The organism is Stenotrophomonas sp. STEN013, from assembly GCF_056760355.1.
The window spans coordinates 399,640-415,837 of sequence record NZ_JBRREO010000001.1 but is presented as its reverse complement, the minus strand read 5'-3'; the positions used below and the strand labels follow the sequence as shown (position 1 = coordinate 415,837).

Annotated in this window: 13 protein-coding genes and 1 pseudogene; 9 read left to right on the top strand and 5 right to left on the bottom strand. The window is 68.4% G+C overall.

The window, feature by feature from the left end:
- Window positions 1–67: 67 nt before the first annotated feature.
- The gene (locus ACVOMH_RS01820; protein ID WP_481550851.1) at window positions 68–1,909 is read right to left on the bottom strand and encodes an assimilatory sulfite reductase (NADPH) flavoprotein subunit; all 1,842 of its coding nucleotides are present in this window, start codon (window positions 1,907–1,909) and stop codon (window positions 68–70) included.
- A 201-nt stretch (window positions 1,910–2,110) separates the two neighbouring features.
- Here ACVOMH_RS01820 and cysD point away from each other — a divergent pair, with 201 nt between their 5' ends.
- The 8 genes and pseudogenes from cysD (at window position 2,111) to ACVOMH_RS01780 (ending at window position 12,429) form a co-directional block, all read left to right on the top strand.
- Window positions 2,111–3,022, top strand: coding sequence for a sulfate adenylyltransferase subunit CysD (gene cysD / locus ACVOMH_RS01815; RefSeq protein WP_481550850.1), 912 nt, complete (start codon window positions 2,111–2,113; stop codon window positions 3,020–3,022).
- 26 nt (window positions 3,023–3,048) lie between these two features.
- Window positions 3,049–4,902: pseudogene (gene cysN, locus ACVOMH_RS01810) on the top strand (sulfate adenylyltransferase subunit CysN); the annotation flags it as partial.
- Window positions 4,903–5,020: 118 nt separating this feature from the next.
- Window positions 5,021–6,106: an efflux RND transporter periplasmic adaptor subunit gene (locus tag ACVOMH_RS01805; protein WP_481550849.1), complete on the top strand. Its 1,086-nt coding sequence runs from the start codon at window positions 5,021–5,023 to the stop codon at window positions 6,104–6,106.
- The gene (locus ACVOMH_RS01800; RefSeq protein ID WP_481550848.1) at window positions 6,103–9,228 is read left to right on the top strand and encodes an efflux RND transporter permease subunit; all 3,126 of its coding nucleotides are present in this window, start codon (window positions 6,103–6,105) and stop codon (window positions 9,226–9,228) included. Before ACVOMH_RS01805 ends, ACVOMH_RS01800 begins: the two co-directional genes overlap by 4 nt.
- The gene (locus ACVOMH_RS01795) at window positions 9,221–9,748 is read left to right on the top strand and encodes a GNAT family N-acetyltransferase (RefSeq protein WP_481550847.1); all 528 of its coding nucleotides are present in this window, start codon (window positions 9,221–9,223) and stop codon (window positions 9,746–9,748) included. The genes ACVOMH_RS01800 and ACVOMH_RS01795 overlap by 8 nt, the downstream gene beginning before the upstream one ends.
- 96 nt (window positions 9,749–9,844) lie before the next feature.
- Window positions 9,845–11,347 (top strand): alanine/glycine:cation symporter family protein, encoded by a 1,503-nt coding sequence (locus tag ACVOMH_RS01790; RefSeq protein ID WP_481550846.1) that lies wholly within the window; start codon window positions 9,845–9,847, stop codon window positions 11,345–11,347.
- Window positions 11,348–11,359: 12 nt separating this feature from the next.
- Complete coding sequence (locus ACVOMH_RS01785) at window positions 11,360–12,199, top strand: TrmH family RNA methyltransferase (protein WP_481550845.1); 840 nt, start codon at window positions 11,360–11,362, stop codon at window positions 12,197–12,199.
- A 17-nt stretch (window positions 12,200–12,216) separates the two neighbouring features.
- Complete coding sequence (locus ACVOMH_RS01780; RefSeq protein WP_481550844.1) at window positions 12,217–12,429, top strand: hypothetical protein; 213 nt, start codon at window positions 12,217–12,219, stop codon at window positions 12,427–12,429.
- A gap of 206 nt (window positions 12,430–12,635) precedes the next feature.
- On the opposite strand, the gene ACVOMH_RS01775 is transcribed toward ACVOMH_RS01780, so the two are convergent.
- From ACVOMH_RS01775 to ACVOMH_RS01760, 4 genes are all read right to left on the bottom strand, one after another.
- Window positions 12,636–14,051 carry a M28 family peptidase gene (locus tag ACVOMH_RS01775; protein ID WP_481550843.1) on the bottom strand — a complete coding sequence of 472 codons (1,416 nt, stop codon included), beginning with the start codon at window positions 14,049–14,051 and terminating at the stop codon, window positions 12,636–12,638.
- 95 nt (window positions 14,052–14,146) lie between these two features.
- Window positions 14,147–14,563 carry a large-conductance mechanosensitive channel protein MscL gene (gene mscL / locus ACVOMH_RS01770; RefSeq protein ID WP_481524614.1) on the bottom strand — a complete coding sequence of 139 codons (417 nt, stop codon included), beginning with the start codon at window positions 14,561–14,563 and terminating at the stop codon, window positions 14,147–14,149.
- Between the two features lie 63 nt (window positions 14,564–14,626).
- Window positions 14,627–15,328, bottom strand: a complete 702-nt coding sequence (locus tag ACVOMH_RS01765) for a fumarylacetoacetate hydrolase family protein (protein WP_481550842.1) — start codon at window positions 15,326–15,328, stop codon at window positions 14,627–14,629.
- 59 nt (window positions 15,329–15,387) lie between these two features.
- Window positions 15,388–15,669 (bottom strand): hypothetical protein, encoded by a 282-nt coding sequence (locus ACVOMH_RS01760; RefSeq protein ID WP_481550841.1) that lies wholly within the window; start codon window positions 15,667–15,669, stop codon window positions 15,388–15,390.
- A 177-nt stretch (window positions 15,670–15,846) separates the two neighbouring features.
- Here ACVOMH_RS01760 and ACVOMH_RS01755 point away from each other — a divergent pair, with 177 nt between their 5' ends.
- A complete protein-coding gene (locus ACVOMH_RS01755) occupies window positions 15,847–16,197 on the top strand; it encodes a Rieske (2Fe-2S) protein (protein WP_481550840.1) in 351 nt (116 codons plus the stop codon).
- Window position 16,198 lies beyond the last annotated feature (1 nt).

Genomic DNA, 16,198 nt, shown 5'->3' with positions numbered 1-16,198 from the left:
GGGAGGGGCAGGCGCGCCGTTCAGGCGCGAGGCATATCACCGCGACCGCGGCGACAGCACCCGGCGGTCAATACACATCCCGGCCATAGCGCCCCTCCGTGTGCAGTTGCGTGAGGTACTCGCGGGCGCCGTCCTCATCCAGCCCACCGTGTTCACGCACCACGTCCAGCAGCGCGGCATGCACGTCCTTGCCCATGCCGATCGCGCCGCACACATACAGGTGTGCGCCGTTCTGCAGCCAGTCGTACAGGTCGCGGCCACGCGTACGCACACGCTGCTGCACGTAGATCTTGTCGGCCTGGTCGCGGGAGAAGGCCAGGTCGAGGCGATGCAATTCCTTGCGGCGCAGGGCGTCCTGCCACTCGACCTGATAGAGGAAATCGATATTGAAATGGCGCGCGCCGAAGAACAGCCAGTTGCGCCCCGCAGCGCCGGTTTCGGCGCGCTCCTGGACGAAGCCGCGGAACGGCGCCACGCCGGTACCCGGGCCGATCATGATGATGTCGCGGCTGGCATCGGCCGGCACCCGGAAGCGTTCGTTGGCCTCGATGTAGACGGGCAGCGAGGCGCCTTCGGCCAATGCAGCGAGGAAGCTGCTGGCCGCGCCCTGGTGGGCGCTGCCGTGCGCGTCATAGCGCAGCTCGTCGACGGTGAGGTGGACTTCCTCGCCCACGCGCTTGCGGCTAGAGGCTATGGAGTACAGGCGTGGGGCGGCGGGGCGTACCGTGGCCAGCAGGGTCTCGGCACTCCACTCGGCTGGCCAGCGCCTCAGTACATCGATGAGCTGGTGGTCTTCGAACACCGCAGCCAGTTCGTTCTTCTGTGCCGGGTCCAGCAGGCGCGCCAGTTCCGGGTGCGCGCTGCGCTCGGCCACAGCGGCCAGCAGCGGGCGCGATATGCGGGTCAGTTCGCGGTGCTCGGCCAGCCAGTGCGACAGCGGGCGGAGGTGGCCGTCATGGGCGACGGCGGTGGCACCGTCCAGACCGGTGGCATCCAGCACCGCCTCCACCAGCGCGGGCGGATTGCGGTGCACGATGCCCAGCGCGTCGCCCGGCTCGTAGTGCAGTCCGCTGCCCTCCAGCGACAGTTCCAGGTGATGCACGCGCTTGTCGGCGGCGCCATAGTGCGCGTAGGCCGGGCCCTTGAAGTCGCGGCCGCTGATGAGCTGGCGCGACAGCAGTTCGGCGCTGAACGGGTGCTGGGCGCTGTACACGCTGGCATGGCGCAGCGGGGTGACGTTGCTTGGTGCCGGGCTGGCCGCCTCGCTGATGTGGGCGCGGGCATCGGCCAGCGCCTGGACCCGCCATGGCGCGGCGACGGTATCGATATCCAGATCGGCTTCGCCGGCTGGCTGCAGGCGGGAGGCCCCCAGCTCGGCCAGGCGGGTGTCGAGCGTGCGGGCGATGCCACAGAATTGGGCATAGCTGGAGTCGCCCAGACCGAGCACGGCGTACTTCAGTTCCGGCAGCCTGGGTGCGCGCTTGCCGGCGATGAACTCGACCAGGCCGATCGCGTCATCCGGGGGGGCGCCCTCGCCCTGGGTGCTGATCACGATATAGAGCAGGCGTTCGTTGACCAGCTCGCGGGTCGGGTAGGCGTCGGCGCGGACCAGCCGTACCGGCAGGCCGGCGGCCTCGACCTCGGCCACCAGCTGCTCGGCGGCGCGGCGGGCATTGCCGGTCTGGCTGCCGTAGATCACCGTCAGCCGCGACTGGGCCGGCTGCGGGACCGGCTGGCCGCCGGGGATGACCGCCAGCGACGGCGGTGGATGCCCCTGGGCCAAGCCCGCGGCGAAGCCGGACAACCACCACAGGCTGTTGCCGTCCAGGCCTTCCACCAGACGTGTCAGCAGGACCCTGCGGTCTTCAGGCAAGGGGCTGGGGGGCACGACGGCAGCGGCGGAGGTCATGGGGCTGTCCGGTCCGGGTAGGGACGCTGATGCTAGGCAGCGGCCCGCGCCAGCGGAAAGGACCGGCGGTTATCGCGTCATGCCGTGCGCTCATTTCAGTTGTGCGGTCGCTGCGCGCCACACTCGCTGCCCTGGCCGGAAGCCGTTCCCGCCGCACTGATACCCTCTTCAACTGGCCCTGGCCACTACCTTGGTGAAGCAATGACTGCCACCGCATCGTTGTCGCATCTGGACCGGCTGGAAGCCGAGAGCATCCACATCCTGCGGGAAGTCGCCGCGGCCTTCGACAACCCGGTGCTGCTGTACTCGGTGGGCAAGGACAGCTCGGTGCTGCTGCATCTGCTGCTGAAGGCGTTCGCCCCCGGGGTGCCGCCGATCCCGCTGCTGCACGTGGATACGCGCTGGAAGTTCCGCGAGATGATCGCCTTCCGCGACCGCCGTGTGGTCGAGACCGGCACCGAGCTGCGGGTGCATATCAATCCCGATGGCATCGCCCAGGACATTGGCCCGGTCAGTCATGGCGCTGGCGTGCATACCGATGTAATGAAGACCCAGGGCCTGAAGCAGGCGCTGGACAAGTGGAAGTTCGATGCCGCCATCGGTGGCGCGCGTCGCGACGAGGAGAAGTCGCGGGCCAAGGAGCGCGTGTTCTCCTTCCGCAATGACCGCCATCGCTGGGACCCGAAGAACCAGCGCCCGGAGCTGTGGAACCTGTACAACGCCCGCATCCATCCCGGCGAGAGCGTGCGGGTGTTCCCACTGTCGAACTGGACCGAGCTGGACATCTGGCTCTATATCTACCGCGAGAAGATTCCGGTGGTGCCGCTGTACCTGGCGGCCGAGCGGCCGGTGGTCGAGCGCGATGGCAGCCTGATCATGGTCGATGACGAGCGCCTGCCGCTGCGGCCGGGCGAAGTGCCGCAGCTGCGCAAGGTGCGCTTCCGCACGCTGGGCTGCTATCCGCTGACCGGTGCGATCGAGTCCGAAGCCGACACGCTGGAGGCGATCATCGCCGAGATGCTGGTGTCCACCACCTCCGAGCGACAGGGCCGGCTGATCGACCACGACCAGTCCGCCTCGATGGAGAAGAAGAAGCTGGAGGGCTATTTCTGATGAACGCCGCAACCCCGTCTTCACAGATCGCCTCCTATCTGCAGCAGCACGAATCCAAGCCGCTGCTGCGTTTCATCACCTGCGGCAGCGTGGACGATGGCAAGAGCACGCTCATCGGTCGCCTGCTGTACGAGAGCAAGCGCCTGTTCGACGACCAGCTGGCCGCGCTGGAGGCCGACAGCCGCCGCCATGGCACCCAGGGCGAGCGCATCGATTACGCGTTGCTGCTGGACGGGCTGGCCGCCGAGCGCGAGCAGGGCATCACCATCGATGTCGCCTATCGCTACTTCGATACCGACCGCCGCAAGTACATCGTCGCCGACTGCCCCGGACACGAGCAGTACACCCGCAACATGGCCACCGGCGCCTCGACCGCCGATGTGGCGGTGGTGCTGGTGGACGCGCGCAAGGGGCTGCTGCCGCAGACCCGCCGCCACAGCTACATCATCTCGCTGCTGGGCATCGGCCAGGTGGTGCTGGCGGTGAACAAGATGGACCTGGTCGGCTACGACCAGCGCGTGTTCGAGCAGATCGTCGCCGATTACCGCGCGCTGGCCGCGCAGCTGGGCATCGCCCATGTGCAGGCCATTCCGCTGTCGGCGCTGGAAGGGCATAACCTGTCCAGCCATTCCAGCCTGATGCCGTTGTACGACGGCCCGAGCCTGCTGGAACATCTGGATACGGTGCAGATCAGCGGGCACGACATGGCCAACGGGCTGCGCCTGCCGGTGCAGTGGGTCAACCGCCCCAACCAGGACTTCCGTGGTTTTGCCGGCACCATTGCCGCCGGCCAGGTGCGCGCCGGCGACGAAGTGGTGGTGCTGCCCTCGGCGCGCCGCTCCACCGTCAGGCAGGTGCTGGGCGTCAATGGCGAAGTGGCCGTGGCCACGGCCGGGCAGGCGGTGACGTTGACGCTGAGTGATGAAATCGATGTCAGCCGTGGCGATGTGATCGCCGCCGCCGGTGATCCGCCGGAGGTGGCCGACCAGTTCGCCGCGCATGTGCTGTGGATGGACGATGCCGCGCTGCTGCCCGGGCGCCCGTACTGGCTGCAGATCGGCAGCCGCACCGTGGCCGCCAGCATCAGCGAGATCAAACACCGCATCGATGTGAACACGCAGGAGAAACTGGCCGCCAAGCGGCTGGAACTCAACGAGGTCGGCTACTGCAACCTGTCACTGGACGAGCCGGTGGCGTTCGCCCCGTATGCCCACAATCGCGCGCTGGGCGGTTTCATCCTGATCGACCGCCAGACCAATGCCACCGTCGCCGCCGGCACGCTGGATTTCGCGCTGCGCCGCGCCGGCAACGTGCACTGGCAGCATCTGGATGTGGACCGGGCCGCGCGCGCGCGGATCAAGGGCCAGCAGCCGAAGGTGCTGTGGTTCACCGGGCTGTCCGGCGCCGGCAAGTCGACGATTGCCAATCAGGTGGAAAAACGCCTGCATGCGCGCGGCTGCCACACCTTCCTGCTCGATGGCGACAACGTGCGCCATGGCCTGAACCGCGATCTGGGCTTCACCGACGAGGACCGGGTGGAGAACATCCGCCGGGTGGCCGAAGTGGCGCGGCTGATGGCCGATGCCGGGCTGATCGTGCTGGTGAGCTTCATCTCCCCGTTCCGCGCCGAGCGGCAGATGGCCCGCGAGCGCTTTGCCGACGGTGAATTCATCGAGGTGTTTGTCGATGTGCCGCTGGCGGTGGCCGAGGCCCGCGACGTCAAGGGCCTGTACCGCAAGGCCCGCGCCGGTGAGATTCCCAACTTCACCGGGATCGATTCGCCGTACGAGGCGCCGGAGAACCCGGAGCTGCACCTGTATGCCGATGGCGAGGCGCTGGAGGCGATGGTCGACCAGGTGGTGCGGCTGGCGCTGCGCTGAGCCGCCAGCATCAGGCCGGCCCGAAGCGGGGCGGATCCGGGCGCCCCCCTCTAACGGCACATCCGGCCGTCACTTCGGCCAGCTAGACTGACCGATCGTGTAGCTGACGGATTTACCTATGTTGGGGCGTTTTGTCGCCACCGTTGCCGGTGGCACTGTCTTGGCGCTGGCCTTGGCCGGTTGCAATCGTGAAGGCGCCCAGGCGCCACGCCAGACCGCTGGTGCTGTGCCGGTGACCACCCAGATCGTCCAGCTGTCGGCCTGGAATGACACCTTGCAGGCGCTGGGCACCACCAAGGCGCGCGAGTCGGTGGTGATCACCGCCAAGGTCAGCGAAATCGTCGACACGGTGCATTTTGAAAGCGGCCAGCAGGTCGCGGCCGGCGCGCCGCTGGTCACCTTGCGCGGCGACGCCCAGCAGGCCGCGCTGGCCTCGGCCCAGGCCACCTTCGCCGAGGCCGACCGGCTGTACCAGCGCCAGCGCGAGCTGGCCGCGCAGCAGCTGGTGTCCCATTCCACCTTGGACACGCAAAAAGCCATCCGCGATGCCGCCGAGGCCCGCGTGCGGCAGATGCGCGCCGATATCGGTGACCGCCAGGTCCGCGCGCCGTTCGCCGGCGTGCTGGGCATCCGCCAGATCAGCCCCGGCGCGTTGCTCACGCCGAGCACACCGATCGCCACGCTGGATGACCTGTCGCGCATGCATGTCGATTTCCCGCTGCCGGAGGCCGAGCTGGCGACGCTGCAGCCTGGCGACAAGGTCGTCGGCAGCAGCATCGCCTGGCCCGGGCGTACCTTCGAGGGACGGGTGAGCACCATCGATGCGCGGGTCGATCCGGGCAGCCGCGCGGTGACCGTGCGCGCCGATTTCGCCAATGCCGATCACGCGCTGCGTCCGGGCATGCTGCTGGATGTGCGCCTGTTCCGCCCCGAGCGGCAGGCGCTGGTGATCCCGGAGATCGCGGTGGTCCAGGTCGGTCGTGACTCCTTCATCTACCGGGTCAAGGACGATGCCAGCGTCGAGCGGGTCGACGTCAAGACCGGCACCCGCCGCGCCGGCGTGGTGGAAGTCATCGACGGCCTGAGCGCCGGTGAGCGCATCGTCATCGACGGCACCGGCAAGCTGCGTCCGGGCATCAAGATCGAAGATGCCAAGCCGGCCGCCGCCGCGCCGACGCCCGCCACGCAGGCGGCTGCCGGATGAAGCTGTCCGACCTTTCGATCAAGCGGCCGGTGCTGGCCGTGGTGATGAGCCTGCTGCTGGTTGTGCTGGGGTTGATGTCGTTCAGCAGGCTGACCCTGCGCGAGTTGCCGGCGATCGATCCGCCGATCGTCTCGGTGTCGGTGGACTACACCGGCGCCTCGGCCGCGGTGATCGAAAGCCGCGTCACCCAGGTGCTGGAAGACGCGCTGGCCGGCATCGAGGGCATCGACACGATCAACGCGCGCAGCACCAATGGCCGCGCCTCGGTCAGCATCGAGTTCAATGCCAACCGCGACATCGAGGCCGCCGCCAACGATGTGCGTGACGCGGTCAGCCGCGTCGCCGACCGCATGCCCGAAGAAGCGCGGCCGCCGGAGATCGCCAAGGTCGAGAGCGACGCCGACCCGATCATCTGGTTCAACATGAGCTCCAGCTCGATGGACACGCTGGAGCTGAGCGACTACGCCGAGCGCTACGTGGTGGACCGCTTCTCCAGCATCGACGGGGTGGCGCAGATCCGCATCGGCGGCCGGCAGCGCTACGCGATGCGGGTGTGGCTGGACCGCGACCAGCTGGCCGCGCGCGGGCTGACCGTGGGCGAGGTGGAAGCCGCGCTGCGCAGCGAGAACGTGGAGCTGCCGGCCGGGCGCATCGAATCGGCCGACCGCGACTTCACCCTGCGCGTGGAGCGCAGCTACGTGGCCCCGGCCGACTTTGCCAGCATCCCGCTGGGCAAGGGCGCCGACGGCTATGTGGTGCGGCTGGGCGATGTGGCCAAGGTCGAGCTGGATTCGTCCGAACGTCGCGCCTACTACCGCAGCAACGGCGAGCCGGGCATCGGCCTGGGCATCGTCAAGACCTCCACCGCCAACGCGCTGGACGTGGCCCGGCTGACCCGCGCCGAGGCCGAGCGCATCGCGCCGAGCCTGCCCAAGGGCACGCAGATCTTCGTCGCCTTCGATAACACCACCTTCATCGAAGCCGCCGTTGAGCGCGTCTACGCCACGCTGGTGGAAGCGATGCTGCTGGTGCTGGTGGTGATCTGGCTGTTCCTGGGCAGCATGCGCGCGGCGCTGATCCCGGCGGTGACCGTGCCGGTGTGTCTGGTGGCCGCGTTCATCGCGCTGTTCGCGTTCGGCTTCTCGATCAACCTGTTCACCCTGCTGGCGCTGGTGCTGTGTATCGGCCTGGTGGTCGATGACGCCATCGTCGTGGTGGAGAACGTGCAGCGCCGCATCGACCTGGGCGAACCGCCGCTGGTGGCCGCCCGGCGCGGTACCACCCAGGTGGCGTTCGCGGTGATCGCCACCACCGCGGTGCTGGTGGCGGTGTTCCTGCCGGTGGGCTTCCTGGAAGGCAATACCGGCCGCCTGTTCCGCGAGCTGGCCGTGGCGCTGGCCGCGGCGGTGGCCTTGTCGGCGTTCGTGGCGCTGACGCTGACGCCGATGATGGCCTCCAAGCTGCTCCGGCCGCACAGCGAGCGCAAGGTCGGGCGTCTGCACGGCTTCATCAACCGCCAGCTGGAACGTGTCTCGGCCGCCTACGGCCGGGTGCTGGACCGGCATGTGCAGCGGACCTGGGTGTTCGGCGGGGTGATGCTGGCTGCGCTCGGGGCCAGCTGGGGGCTGTTCACCCTGCTGCCCTCGGAGCTGGCCCCGGCCGAGGACCGCGGCTCGTTCCAGATCGTGATCGACGGCCCGGAAGGCGCCGGTTTCGACTACACCGTCGGCCAGGTGCAGCAGGTCGAGCGGATCGTTGCGCAGTTCGTCGGCCCGGACGAACCGATCGTGCGCGCCAACCCGCGCGTGCCCGGCGGTTGGGGCAACAGCGAGGAGATGCATACCGGCCGCATCAGCGTGTTCCTGCAGCCCTGGCGTGACCGCACCGAAGCCACCAGCGACGTGGCCAACGACCTGCAGAAGCAACTCAACGGGCTGAGCGGGGTGCGCGTGCGCACCATGGTCGGTGGCGGTCTGGTGCGCAGCATGGGCCAGCCGTTCCAGATCGTGCTCGGTGGCCCGGAATACGCCGAGATCGCGCAGTGGCGCGACCGTCTGCTCGCCCGCATGGCCGACTACCCCGGTCTGGTCGGCGCCGATTCGGACTACAAGGAAACCCGGCCGCAGATGCGGGTCAACATCGACCGCCAGCGTGCGGCCGACCTGGGTATCTCGGTGACCGACATCGGCCGTGCGCTGGAAACGATGATGGGCTCGCGCCGCGTCACCACCTTCGTCGACAACGGCGAGGAGTACGACGTGCTGGTGCAGGCCGGGCGTGAAGGCCGCGCCTCGCCGGCCGATCTGGCCGCGATCCAGGTGCGCGCGCGCTCCGGTGAACTGGTGCCGCTGTCCAACCTGGTCACGCTCAGCGAGGTGGCCGAGGCCGGCAGCCTGAACCGTTTCAACCGGCTGCGCTCGATCACCATCAGCGCCAACCTCGCCCCCGGCCACACCCTGGGCGAGGCCATCGCCTGGGTGCAGGAGGCGGCGCGCGAGGAGCTGCCCGACTACGCGCAGATCGACTGGAAAGGCGAGTCGCGCGAGTACCAGAGCACCGGCAGCGCGGTGCTGCTGACCTTCGGCATGGCCCTGCTGGTGGTGTACCTGGTGCTGGCCGCGCAGTTCGAGAGCTTCATCCACCCGCTGGTGATCATGCTCACCGTGCCGCTGGGCGTGCTCGGCGCGCTGCTCGGGCTGTACATCAGCGGCGGCACGCTCAACCTGTTCAGCCAGATCGGCATCGTCATGCTGGTCGGGCTGGCGGCCAAGAACGGCATCCTGATCGTGGAGTTCGCCAACCAGCTGCGCGATGAGGGCCGCAGCGTGCACCAGGCCATCGTCGAATCGGCGATGGTGCGCCTGCGTCCGATCCTGATGACCTCCATCGCCACCGTGGTCGGCGCGATTCCGCTGGTCGTGGCCGGCGGTCCCGGTTCGGCCAGCCGCGCCACCATCGGCGTGGTGGTGATCTTTGGTGTCACCGTGTCCACTTTCCTGTCGCTGTTCGTGGTGCCGGCGTTCTACGCGCTGCTGGCGCCGTACACGCAGTCGCCGGAGACGGTGGCCAATGAACTGGCCAGGCAGGAGCAGGAAACGCCCTCGGTCGGTGGCCATGCCTGAGCCGCTGCTCGACGGTCGCGTGCGGTTGCGGCGCTGGCAGGGGAGCGATATGGAATCGCTGCTGCGCCATGCCAACGACGCGGCCGTCGCGCGCGGGCTCAGCACGCGCTTTCCGCATCCGTACACGCGGGCCGATGGCCAGGCGTTTCTGGGCGGGCAGGTGCTGGACCTGGACGGACCCGTGTTCGCGCTGGTCATCGACGGCCAGGCCTGCGGCGGGATCGGTGTGACGCCGGGCCAAGGCGAGCGCCGCCACTCGGCCGCGCTGGGCTACTGGCTGGGCCGGCGCTACTGGGGGCAGGGGATCATGAGCGCGGTGGTGGCCGCCTACGCACCGTGGGTGATGGCCGAGCTGGCGCTGTCGCGGCTGGCCGCGCAGGTGATGGCCGGCAATCCGGCCTCGGCGCGGGTGTTGTTGAAGAACGGATTCGACGAGGAAGGCGTGGAGCGCCAGTCAGTGCTGAAGGACGGGCAGCTGCATGACATGCGCTGCTTCGCCCGTCTACGGATGTTGCCGTAATACAGGGGGCGGCCCTGCACAGGGCTGCACAATCGTGGAAAAATCGGCCGGTCCCGTAGACCGGGGCCGGCCACTTTCAGCTTTCCGGGGAACTACGTGGAATCTATCGTCGAATTCGTCAACGGCATCATCTGGAGCAATGCGCTCATTTTCATGTGTCTGGGCGCGGGACTGTGGTTCACGCTGCGCACGCGCGTCATGCAGATCCGCGGGTTTGCCGAGATGTGCCGGCTGACGGTGCGCGGGCAGAAGTCCGAGGCCGGTGTGTCCTCCTTCCAGGCGCTGGCCATGTCGATGGCCGGGCGCATGGGCGTGGGCAACATCGCCGGCGTGGCTACCGCCATCGCCTACGGCGGCCCCGGCGCGATCTTCTGGATGTGGGTGATGGGCTTCCTCGGCGCCTCCACCTCCTATGTGGAATCCACCCTGGCGCAGATCTACAAGGTCAAGGACGCCGAGGGCCGCTACCGCGGTGGTCCGGCCTACTACATCGAAAAGGCGATGGGGCTGAAGTGGTATGCGGCAACCTTCGCGGTGGCCACGGTCATCGCCGCCGGTTTCCTGCTGCCGGGCGTGCAGGCCAACGCGATCGCCGACAGTGCGGTCAATGCGCTGTGCACCGGCGGTGACGCCTGCGCGGTGGTCGGCGGCGCGGCCAGCCTGAAGCTGTGGATCGGTCTGCTGGTGGCCACGCTGCTGGGCGTGATCATCTTCGGCGGGGTCAAGCGCATCGCCAGCTTCGCCGAGGTGATCGTGCCGTTCATGGCGCTGGGCTTCATCCTGATGGCCATCGTGGTGATGATGCTCAATGCCAGCAAGGTGCCGACGATGTTCGCCGACATCTTCTCCAGCGCCTTCGGCGCGCATGCTGCCTTCGGCGGCATCATCGGCCAGGCCATCGCCTGGGGCGTCAAGCGCGGCATCTACGCCAACGAGGCCGGCCAGGGCACCGGTCCGCACGCCGCCGCCGCTGCCGAGGTCTCGCACCCGGCCAAGCAGGGCTATGTGCAGGCCTTTGCGATCTACTTCGACACCATGCTGGTGTGCACCTCCACCGCGTTCCTGGTGCTGTCCACCGGCATGTACAACGTGTTCCGCGAAGTCACCGAGGGCGGCGTGAGCAAGCTGGAGGCCATCATCAGCGGCGTGCCCGGCGTGCAGCCTTCCGAAGGGGCGCTGTTCACCCAGGCCGCGGTGGAATCGGTCATGCCCGGCTGGGGCGCCGGCTTCGTGGCGATCGCGCTGTTCTTCTTCGCCTTCACCACGATCATGGCCTATTACTACATGGCCGAAACCAACCTCACCTACCTGGCCGGCAGCAACCGCACCCACCCGGCCGCGACGCTGGTGCTGCGCCTGGGCATCATGGGCATGGTCGTGTTCGGTGCCTTCCACAATGCCAAAATGGCGTGGGCGCTGGGTGATATCGGCGTCGGTCTGATGGCCTGGCTGAACGTCATCGCCATCTTCATCCTGCAGAAGCCGGCAATGCTGGCGCTGCGCGATTACGAACGGCAGAAGAAACTGGGGCTGGACCCGGTCTTCGATCCGGATGCGCTGGGCATCAAGAACGCCGATTTCTGGCGCGCCAAAAAATAAGAGAGACATGCAGTGAGCAATCCCTGGAACAACCGCCGTCCTTCCGCCCGCCCGCCGCGGGCGATCCCGCCGGCGCCATCGCGTGAGGGTGGCGCCGGCGGCCCGCCGATCCGCGGCAACGACGAGCTGCGCCTGTACGGCGTCAATGCCGTGCAGACCATGTTCGCGCGCCGCCCGGAGGCCATGCGCAAGCTGTACCTGGCCGAGGCGATGATCCCGCGCCTGCAGCCGATGCTGAAGTGGTGCGTGGCCAACCGCGTCGGCTACCGCGTGGTGGGCGAGGGCGATCTGAACAAGCTGGCGGCGACCACCCACCACGAAGGCGTGGTGGCCGACGTGCTGCGTACCGAGCCGCTGCCGCTGGCGACCTGGCTGGGTGGACTGCAGGACGGCCCGGTGCTGGCGCTGTGGCTCGATGGCGTGGGTAATCCGCACAACTTCGGCGCGATCCTGCGCTCGGCCGCGCATTTCGGGGTCAACGCGATCCTGCTGCCGTCTGAATCGACGCTGGCCCTGTCCGGCGCCGCGGCACGGGTGGCCGAGGGCGGCGCCGAGTTCGTCTCGCTGGTGCGCCTGCCGGCACTGCCGCAGGCCATGGCGCAGCTGCGCGATGCCGGCTTCAGCCTGGCCGCGACGCTGGTCGAGGACGGCGACGATGTGTTCAACACGGCACTGCCGGCGCGCATGGTCTATGTGATGGGCGCCGAAGGGCAGGGCATGGACCGCGAATTCGCGCAGGGCTGCGACCTGCGCCTGTCGATCCCGGGCACGGGCGCGGTGGAAAGCCTGAACGTGGCTTCGGCCACGGCGGTGTTCCTGGCCAGCTGGCGCCGGAACCACGGCGTGGCCTGAGCTACCGCGGGGGCGGGATGACAAAGGCGCCGCAGGGCGCCTTTGTTTTGTCCGCTGGCCGTTCCCGGCTCGTGCGCGACCGTTTTGCGGCCGTGCGCGAGCGATTTCTGGTCGCTCACGACCATTTTCCGGCCGTACACGAGCGATTTTTGGTCGCTCGCGACCATTTTTCGGCCGTGCACGAGCGATTTCTGGTCGGTCACGACCATTTTTCGGCCATGCGCGAGTGATTTTCGGTCGCTCACGACCATTTTTCGGTCGCACGCGAGCGATATATGGTCGATGCCGAGCGATTTTTGCTCGATTGTTCTGAAATTGTGCGTAGTGGCGGGGCGGGCACCCGCAGGGGCGCGGGCAGGATTGCGCTGGGCGTGCCGCTGCGGGCAAAAAAAGAGCGCCCGCAAGGGCGCTCCCGGTGTCCAGCGGCGGTGGCCGCTTACTCCTTCGGCGGCACCACGGCCTTGGCCTCGCTGCCGAAGCTGCCTTCGGACTCGGCGGCCAGATAGGCGAACACGGTGTAGGCGGCCACGTTCTGCGCCAGCGCGGCCGGGTCGATCTTGTCCAGGGTGTCGTCCGGGGTGTGGTGCAGGTCGAAGTAGTCGGTCCCGTCCTGCGCCAGCCACGCCCAGGCGCCGCCCTTGGCCGCCAGCGGGCCCACGTCCGGGCCGGGGCCACCCTCTCCCGCGCGGTATTCGATGCCCAGCGGCGCCAGCACGCTGGCGATCTGCGCGGTGGCCTCGCGCGAGTCGGCCGGGTTGCCCGAGCCGGTGTTGAAGGCGTAAATGCGGCCGGCGCCGAAGTCGCTCTCGGCGGCGATGTGCTGCTGCACGATCTCGCCGGCCTTGGCCCGGGCTTCGGCATAGGCCTTGCCACCGTGCAGGCCCTGTTCCTCGTTGGCGAAGGCGATCACCCGGATGGTGCGCTTGGGCGCCTGCTCGAGCTGGCCGATCAGGTGGCCGGCGGCCATGGTGATACCGATGCCGGCGCCGTCATCGATCGCGCCGGTGCCCAGGTCCCAGGAATCCAGGTGGCCGCCGATCACCACCACTTCCTTGGGCAGGCTGCGGCCGGTGATCTCGCCGATCACGTTCTGCGAGGTGTAGCTGCCGTCCCAGCCGCAGTCCAGCGCGATGCGGATGCGGGTCGGGCCGCGCGCGACCAGCCGGTTGAGCTGGTCGGCATCCGGCCCGGACAGTGCCGCTGCCGGCACCGGGGTCAGGCCCTCGTCGAAGCGGGTGATGCCGGTGTGCGGCATGCGGTGCGAGTCGGTACCGGCCGAGCGCATGATGAAACCGACCGCACCCTTGCGGATGGCCTCGGACGGGCCACGGCTGCGCACGCTGCCGCCGATGCCGTAGTCGGCGCCATCGCGTTTGCGGGTCATGCTGAAGTCGACATAGGCGATCTTGCCGGCCAGCGAGCCGGCCGGTGCGGCCTGCAATGCTTCCAGTCCCTCGAAGCGCACCACCTCGGCCTCGACCGTGCCGGCCGGGCTGCCGCCCAGCGCGGTGATGGTCAGCGGCTGCGGGTGCGCGCCAAGCACGGCGGCCGATTCACTGCGGCGTTCCCACTTCGGGAAGGTGACCGGCTCGGTCCATACCTTGTCGAAACCCAGCGCCTTGAACTTGGCCTTGGCCCATTCCACCGCGCGTGCATCGGCTTCGCTGCCGGCCATGCGCGGGCCGATTTCGGTGGTCAGCGACTCGACCACCTGCCAGCCGGTGCGGTCGGCCAGCGCCTGTTCGCGCAGCTGCGCGGCGGTGTCCAGCGCCGGCTGCGGAATGCGGGTCGGCGCGGCCAGTGCCGGGGCACAGGCAAGCACGGCGGCAATGGCGAAAGCGAGTCGACGCATCGGTGAGGCTCCGGAAACAGGAAAGCCGCGAGCATAGCGCCCGCGGCTTGTGTGCTCCTGTGCTGGAGGTCACCGCCAGGCGACCGCCGGCGCGGTTATGCCTTGTTGAGGCTGTCGCGGATCTGGCGCAGCAACAGCACCTCCTCGCTCGGCTCGGGCGGTGCGGCCGGCGCTTCGGCCTTCTTGCGCGAGAGGCGGTTGAGCACCTTGATCAGCATGAAAATGGCGAAGGCGACGATCACGAACTGGATGACCGTGTTGATGAAATCGCCATAGCCGATCACCACGGCCGGGATCTCCTTGCCGTCGGCGCCGAGCTTGGCCGGCGAGAGTTCCCAGGCCAGGTTGGAAAAGTCCACGCGGCCGATCAACCAGCCGATCGGCGGCATGATCACCTTGTCCACCAGCGAGGTGACGATCTTGCCGAATGCCGCGCCGATCACCACACCGACCGCCAGGTCGATGACGTTGCCGCGCATGGCGAATTCCTTGAACTCACTGATCATTCCCATGTATTTCTCCTTTCTTTCCGTTCCCAGGTGGGCGCCGCTGGCAGCGTACTCCAGCGGCGGTGATCAGACGACGACGCCGTCGCGGCGGGCGATATCCCCCAACCGCGCGCTGAAGCTGTCGCCGCGCTGCAGGGCGGCCACGCCGGCCGGAGTGCCCATGAAGACCAGATCGCCGGCCCGCAGGGCATAGAGCTTGGACAGCTCGTGCAGGATCTCGGCCACGTTCCAGATCATCTGGTCCAGCGTGGATTTCTGTCGCGGCTGGCCGTTGATCTCCAGCGACAGCTCCAGCGACGCCAGCTCGCCCACCTGCGCGGCCGGCACCAGCGTGCTGACCGGGGCGGAATGATCAAAGCCCTTGGCGATGTCCCAGGGCCCGCCCTTGGCCTTGGCCGCGGCCTGCAGATCGCGGCGGGTCAGGTCCAGGCCCACGCCGTAGGCCAGCACCAGGGCCATCGCCTGATCCACGGGCAGCACGCCGGCCGGGGCGTCCTGGCCGAGCGCGACGACCAGTTCGACCTCATGGTGCAGATCGGCCGTGGCCGGGGGATACGGCACCGGTGCCTGGCCGACAACAATGGCGTCGGCCGGCTTCATGAAGAACATCGGCTGGCCGCGTTCGCTGGCCGGGGGCGGGGTGGCGCCCATCTCGCGCGCGTGGTCGGCAAAGTTGCGGCCTACGCAGTAGATGCGATGTACGGGGAACGTACCGCCGCCGGCCACCGGGATGCGGGGCTGGGGCAGGGCGGGGATCAGATCGGTCATGGTTCGCGTCCGGGTGAAACGACGCGGAAGTCTAGCGGAGATCGGTGGGCGCGATCGGCTCAGCGCGCGTGCGGCAGCGCCGCCTTGCGCACCACCCGGTACTCGGCATCGACCACCGTGGGGTCGGATTCGCGCAGGGGACGCGCCTTGCGTGAGGCCAGCAGTTTCCAGCCGATGCCCACCAGGATCATCGCCGCGCCGACAAACAGGCCGCCGACGATCAGTACCGCCAGGATCGCCAGACCGAGCAGGCCCAGGGCCACCCGCACCAGCGGATTGCGTGGTTTGCGCGGCTCGAACAGGTTGCGGAACTTGGCGAACTGGATATAGCGGATGTGCATGAAGTGAGGATGACAGTGGCGCTGGCCGCAGTATCTGTGACAGCTCGAGAGCAAGCGTGAATTTGTCGTTAAACCGTAACGCGCATCTCCTCGAAAGCGGTACCGGGCTCAGCTTCCGGCAAGGCAGGTGAGGGCGCATGCGACAATCCCCGCCCCCTGTCTGTGCCGGTGTCCATCATGTCTGTCTCCGCTACCGCCCCCACCGAGCTGGCCGTGCTCGAGGCCTTGCCCGACCAGGGCTTCCATGCGGTGGCGGCGGTGATCGATGGCGATGCCGAGCCGCTGGTGCTGTACCGCGACGGGCAGCAGGTGCGGGCCTGGCTCAATGTCTGTCCGCATGCCGGTCGCGCGCTGGACTGGGCACCGGGCCAGTTCCTCAAGAGCAAAGAGGGCCATCTGGTGTGCGCGGTGCACGGCGCCAGCTTCGAGACGGTCAACGGCGAATGCGTGGCCGGGCCGTGCCGCGGCGACACCCTGCGGGCGGTGCCGCTGCGTATCGCCGACGGCAAGGTCTATCTGGCCGGCTGAG

Bases quoted from the DNA above. Each gene is read 5' to 3' on its own strand.
- ACVOMH_RS01820 (WP_481550851.1), bottom strand. From the start codon at position 1,909: ATGACCTCCGCCGCTGCCGTCGTGCCCCCCAGCCCCTTGCCTGAAGAC.
- ACVOMH_RS01755 (WP_481550840.1), top strand. From the start codon at position 15,847: ATGTCTGTCTCCGCTACCGCCCCCACCGAGCTGGCCGTGCTCGAGGCC.
- ACVOMH_RS01775 (WP_481550843.1), bottom strand. From the start codon at position 14,051: ATGCGTCGACTCGCTTTCGCCATTGCCGCCGTGCTTGCCTGTGCCCCG.
- ACVOMH_RS01805 (WP_481550849.1), top strand. From the start codon at position 5,021: ATGTTGGGGCGTTTTGTCGCCACCGTTGCCGGTGGCACTGTCTTGGCG.
- ACVOMH_RS01795 (WP_481550847.1), top strand. From the start codon at position 9,221: ATGCCTGAGCCGCTGCTCGACGGTCGCGTGCGGTTGCGGCGCTGGCAG.
- ACVOMH_RS01800 (WP_481550848.1), top strand. From the start codon at position 6,103: ATGAAGCTGTCCGACCTTTCGATCAAGCGGCCGGTGCTGGCCGTGGTG.
- ACVOMH_RS01765 (WP_481550842.1), bottom strand. From the start codon at position 15,328: ATGACCGATCTGATCCCCGCCCTGCCCCAGCCCCGCATCCCGGTGGCC.
- ACVOMH_RS01780 (WP_481550844.1), top strand. From the start codon at position 12,217: ATGACAAAGGCGCCGCAGGGCGCCTTTGTTTTGTCCGCTGGCCGTTCC.
- ACVOMH_RS01760 (WP_481550841.1), bottom strand. From the start codon at position 15,669: ATGCACATCCGCTATATCCAGTTCGCCAAGTTCCGCAACCTGTTCGAG.
- mscL (WP_481524614.1), bottom strand. From the start codon at position 14,563: ATGGGAATGATCAGTGAGTTCAAGGAATTCGCCATGCGCGGCAACGTC.
- cysD (WP_481550850.1), top strand. From the start codon at position 2,111: ATGACTGCCACCGCATCGTTGTCGCATCTGGACCGGCTGGAAGCCGAG.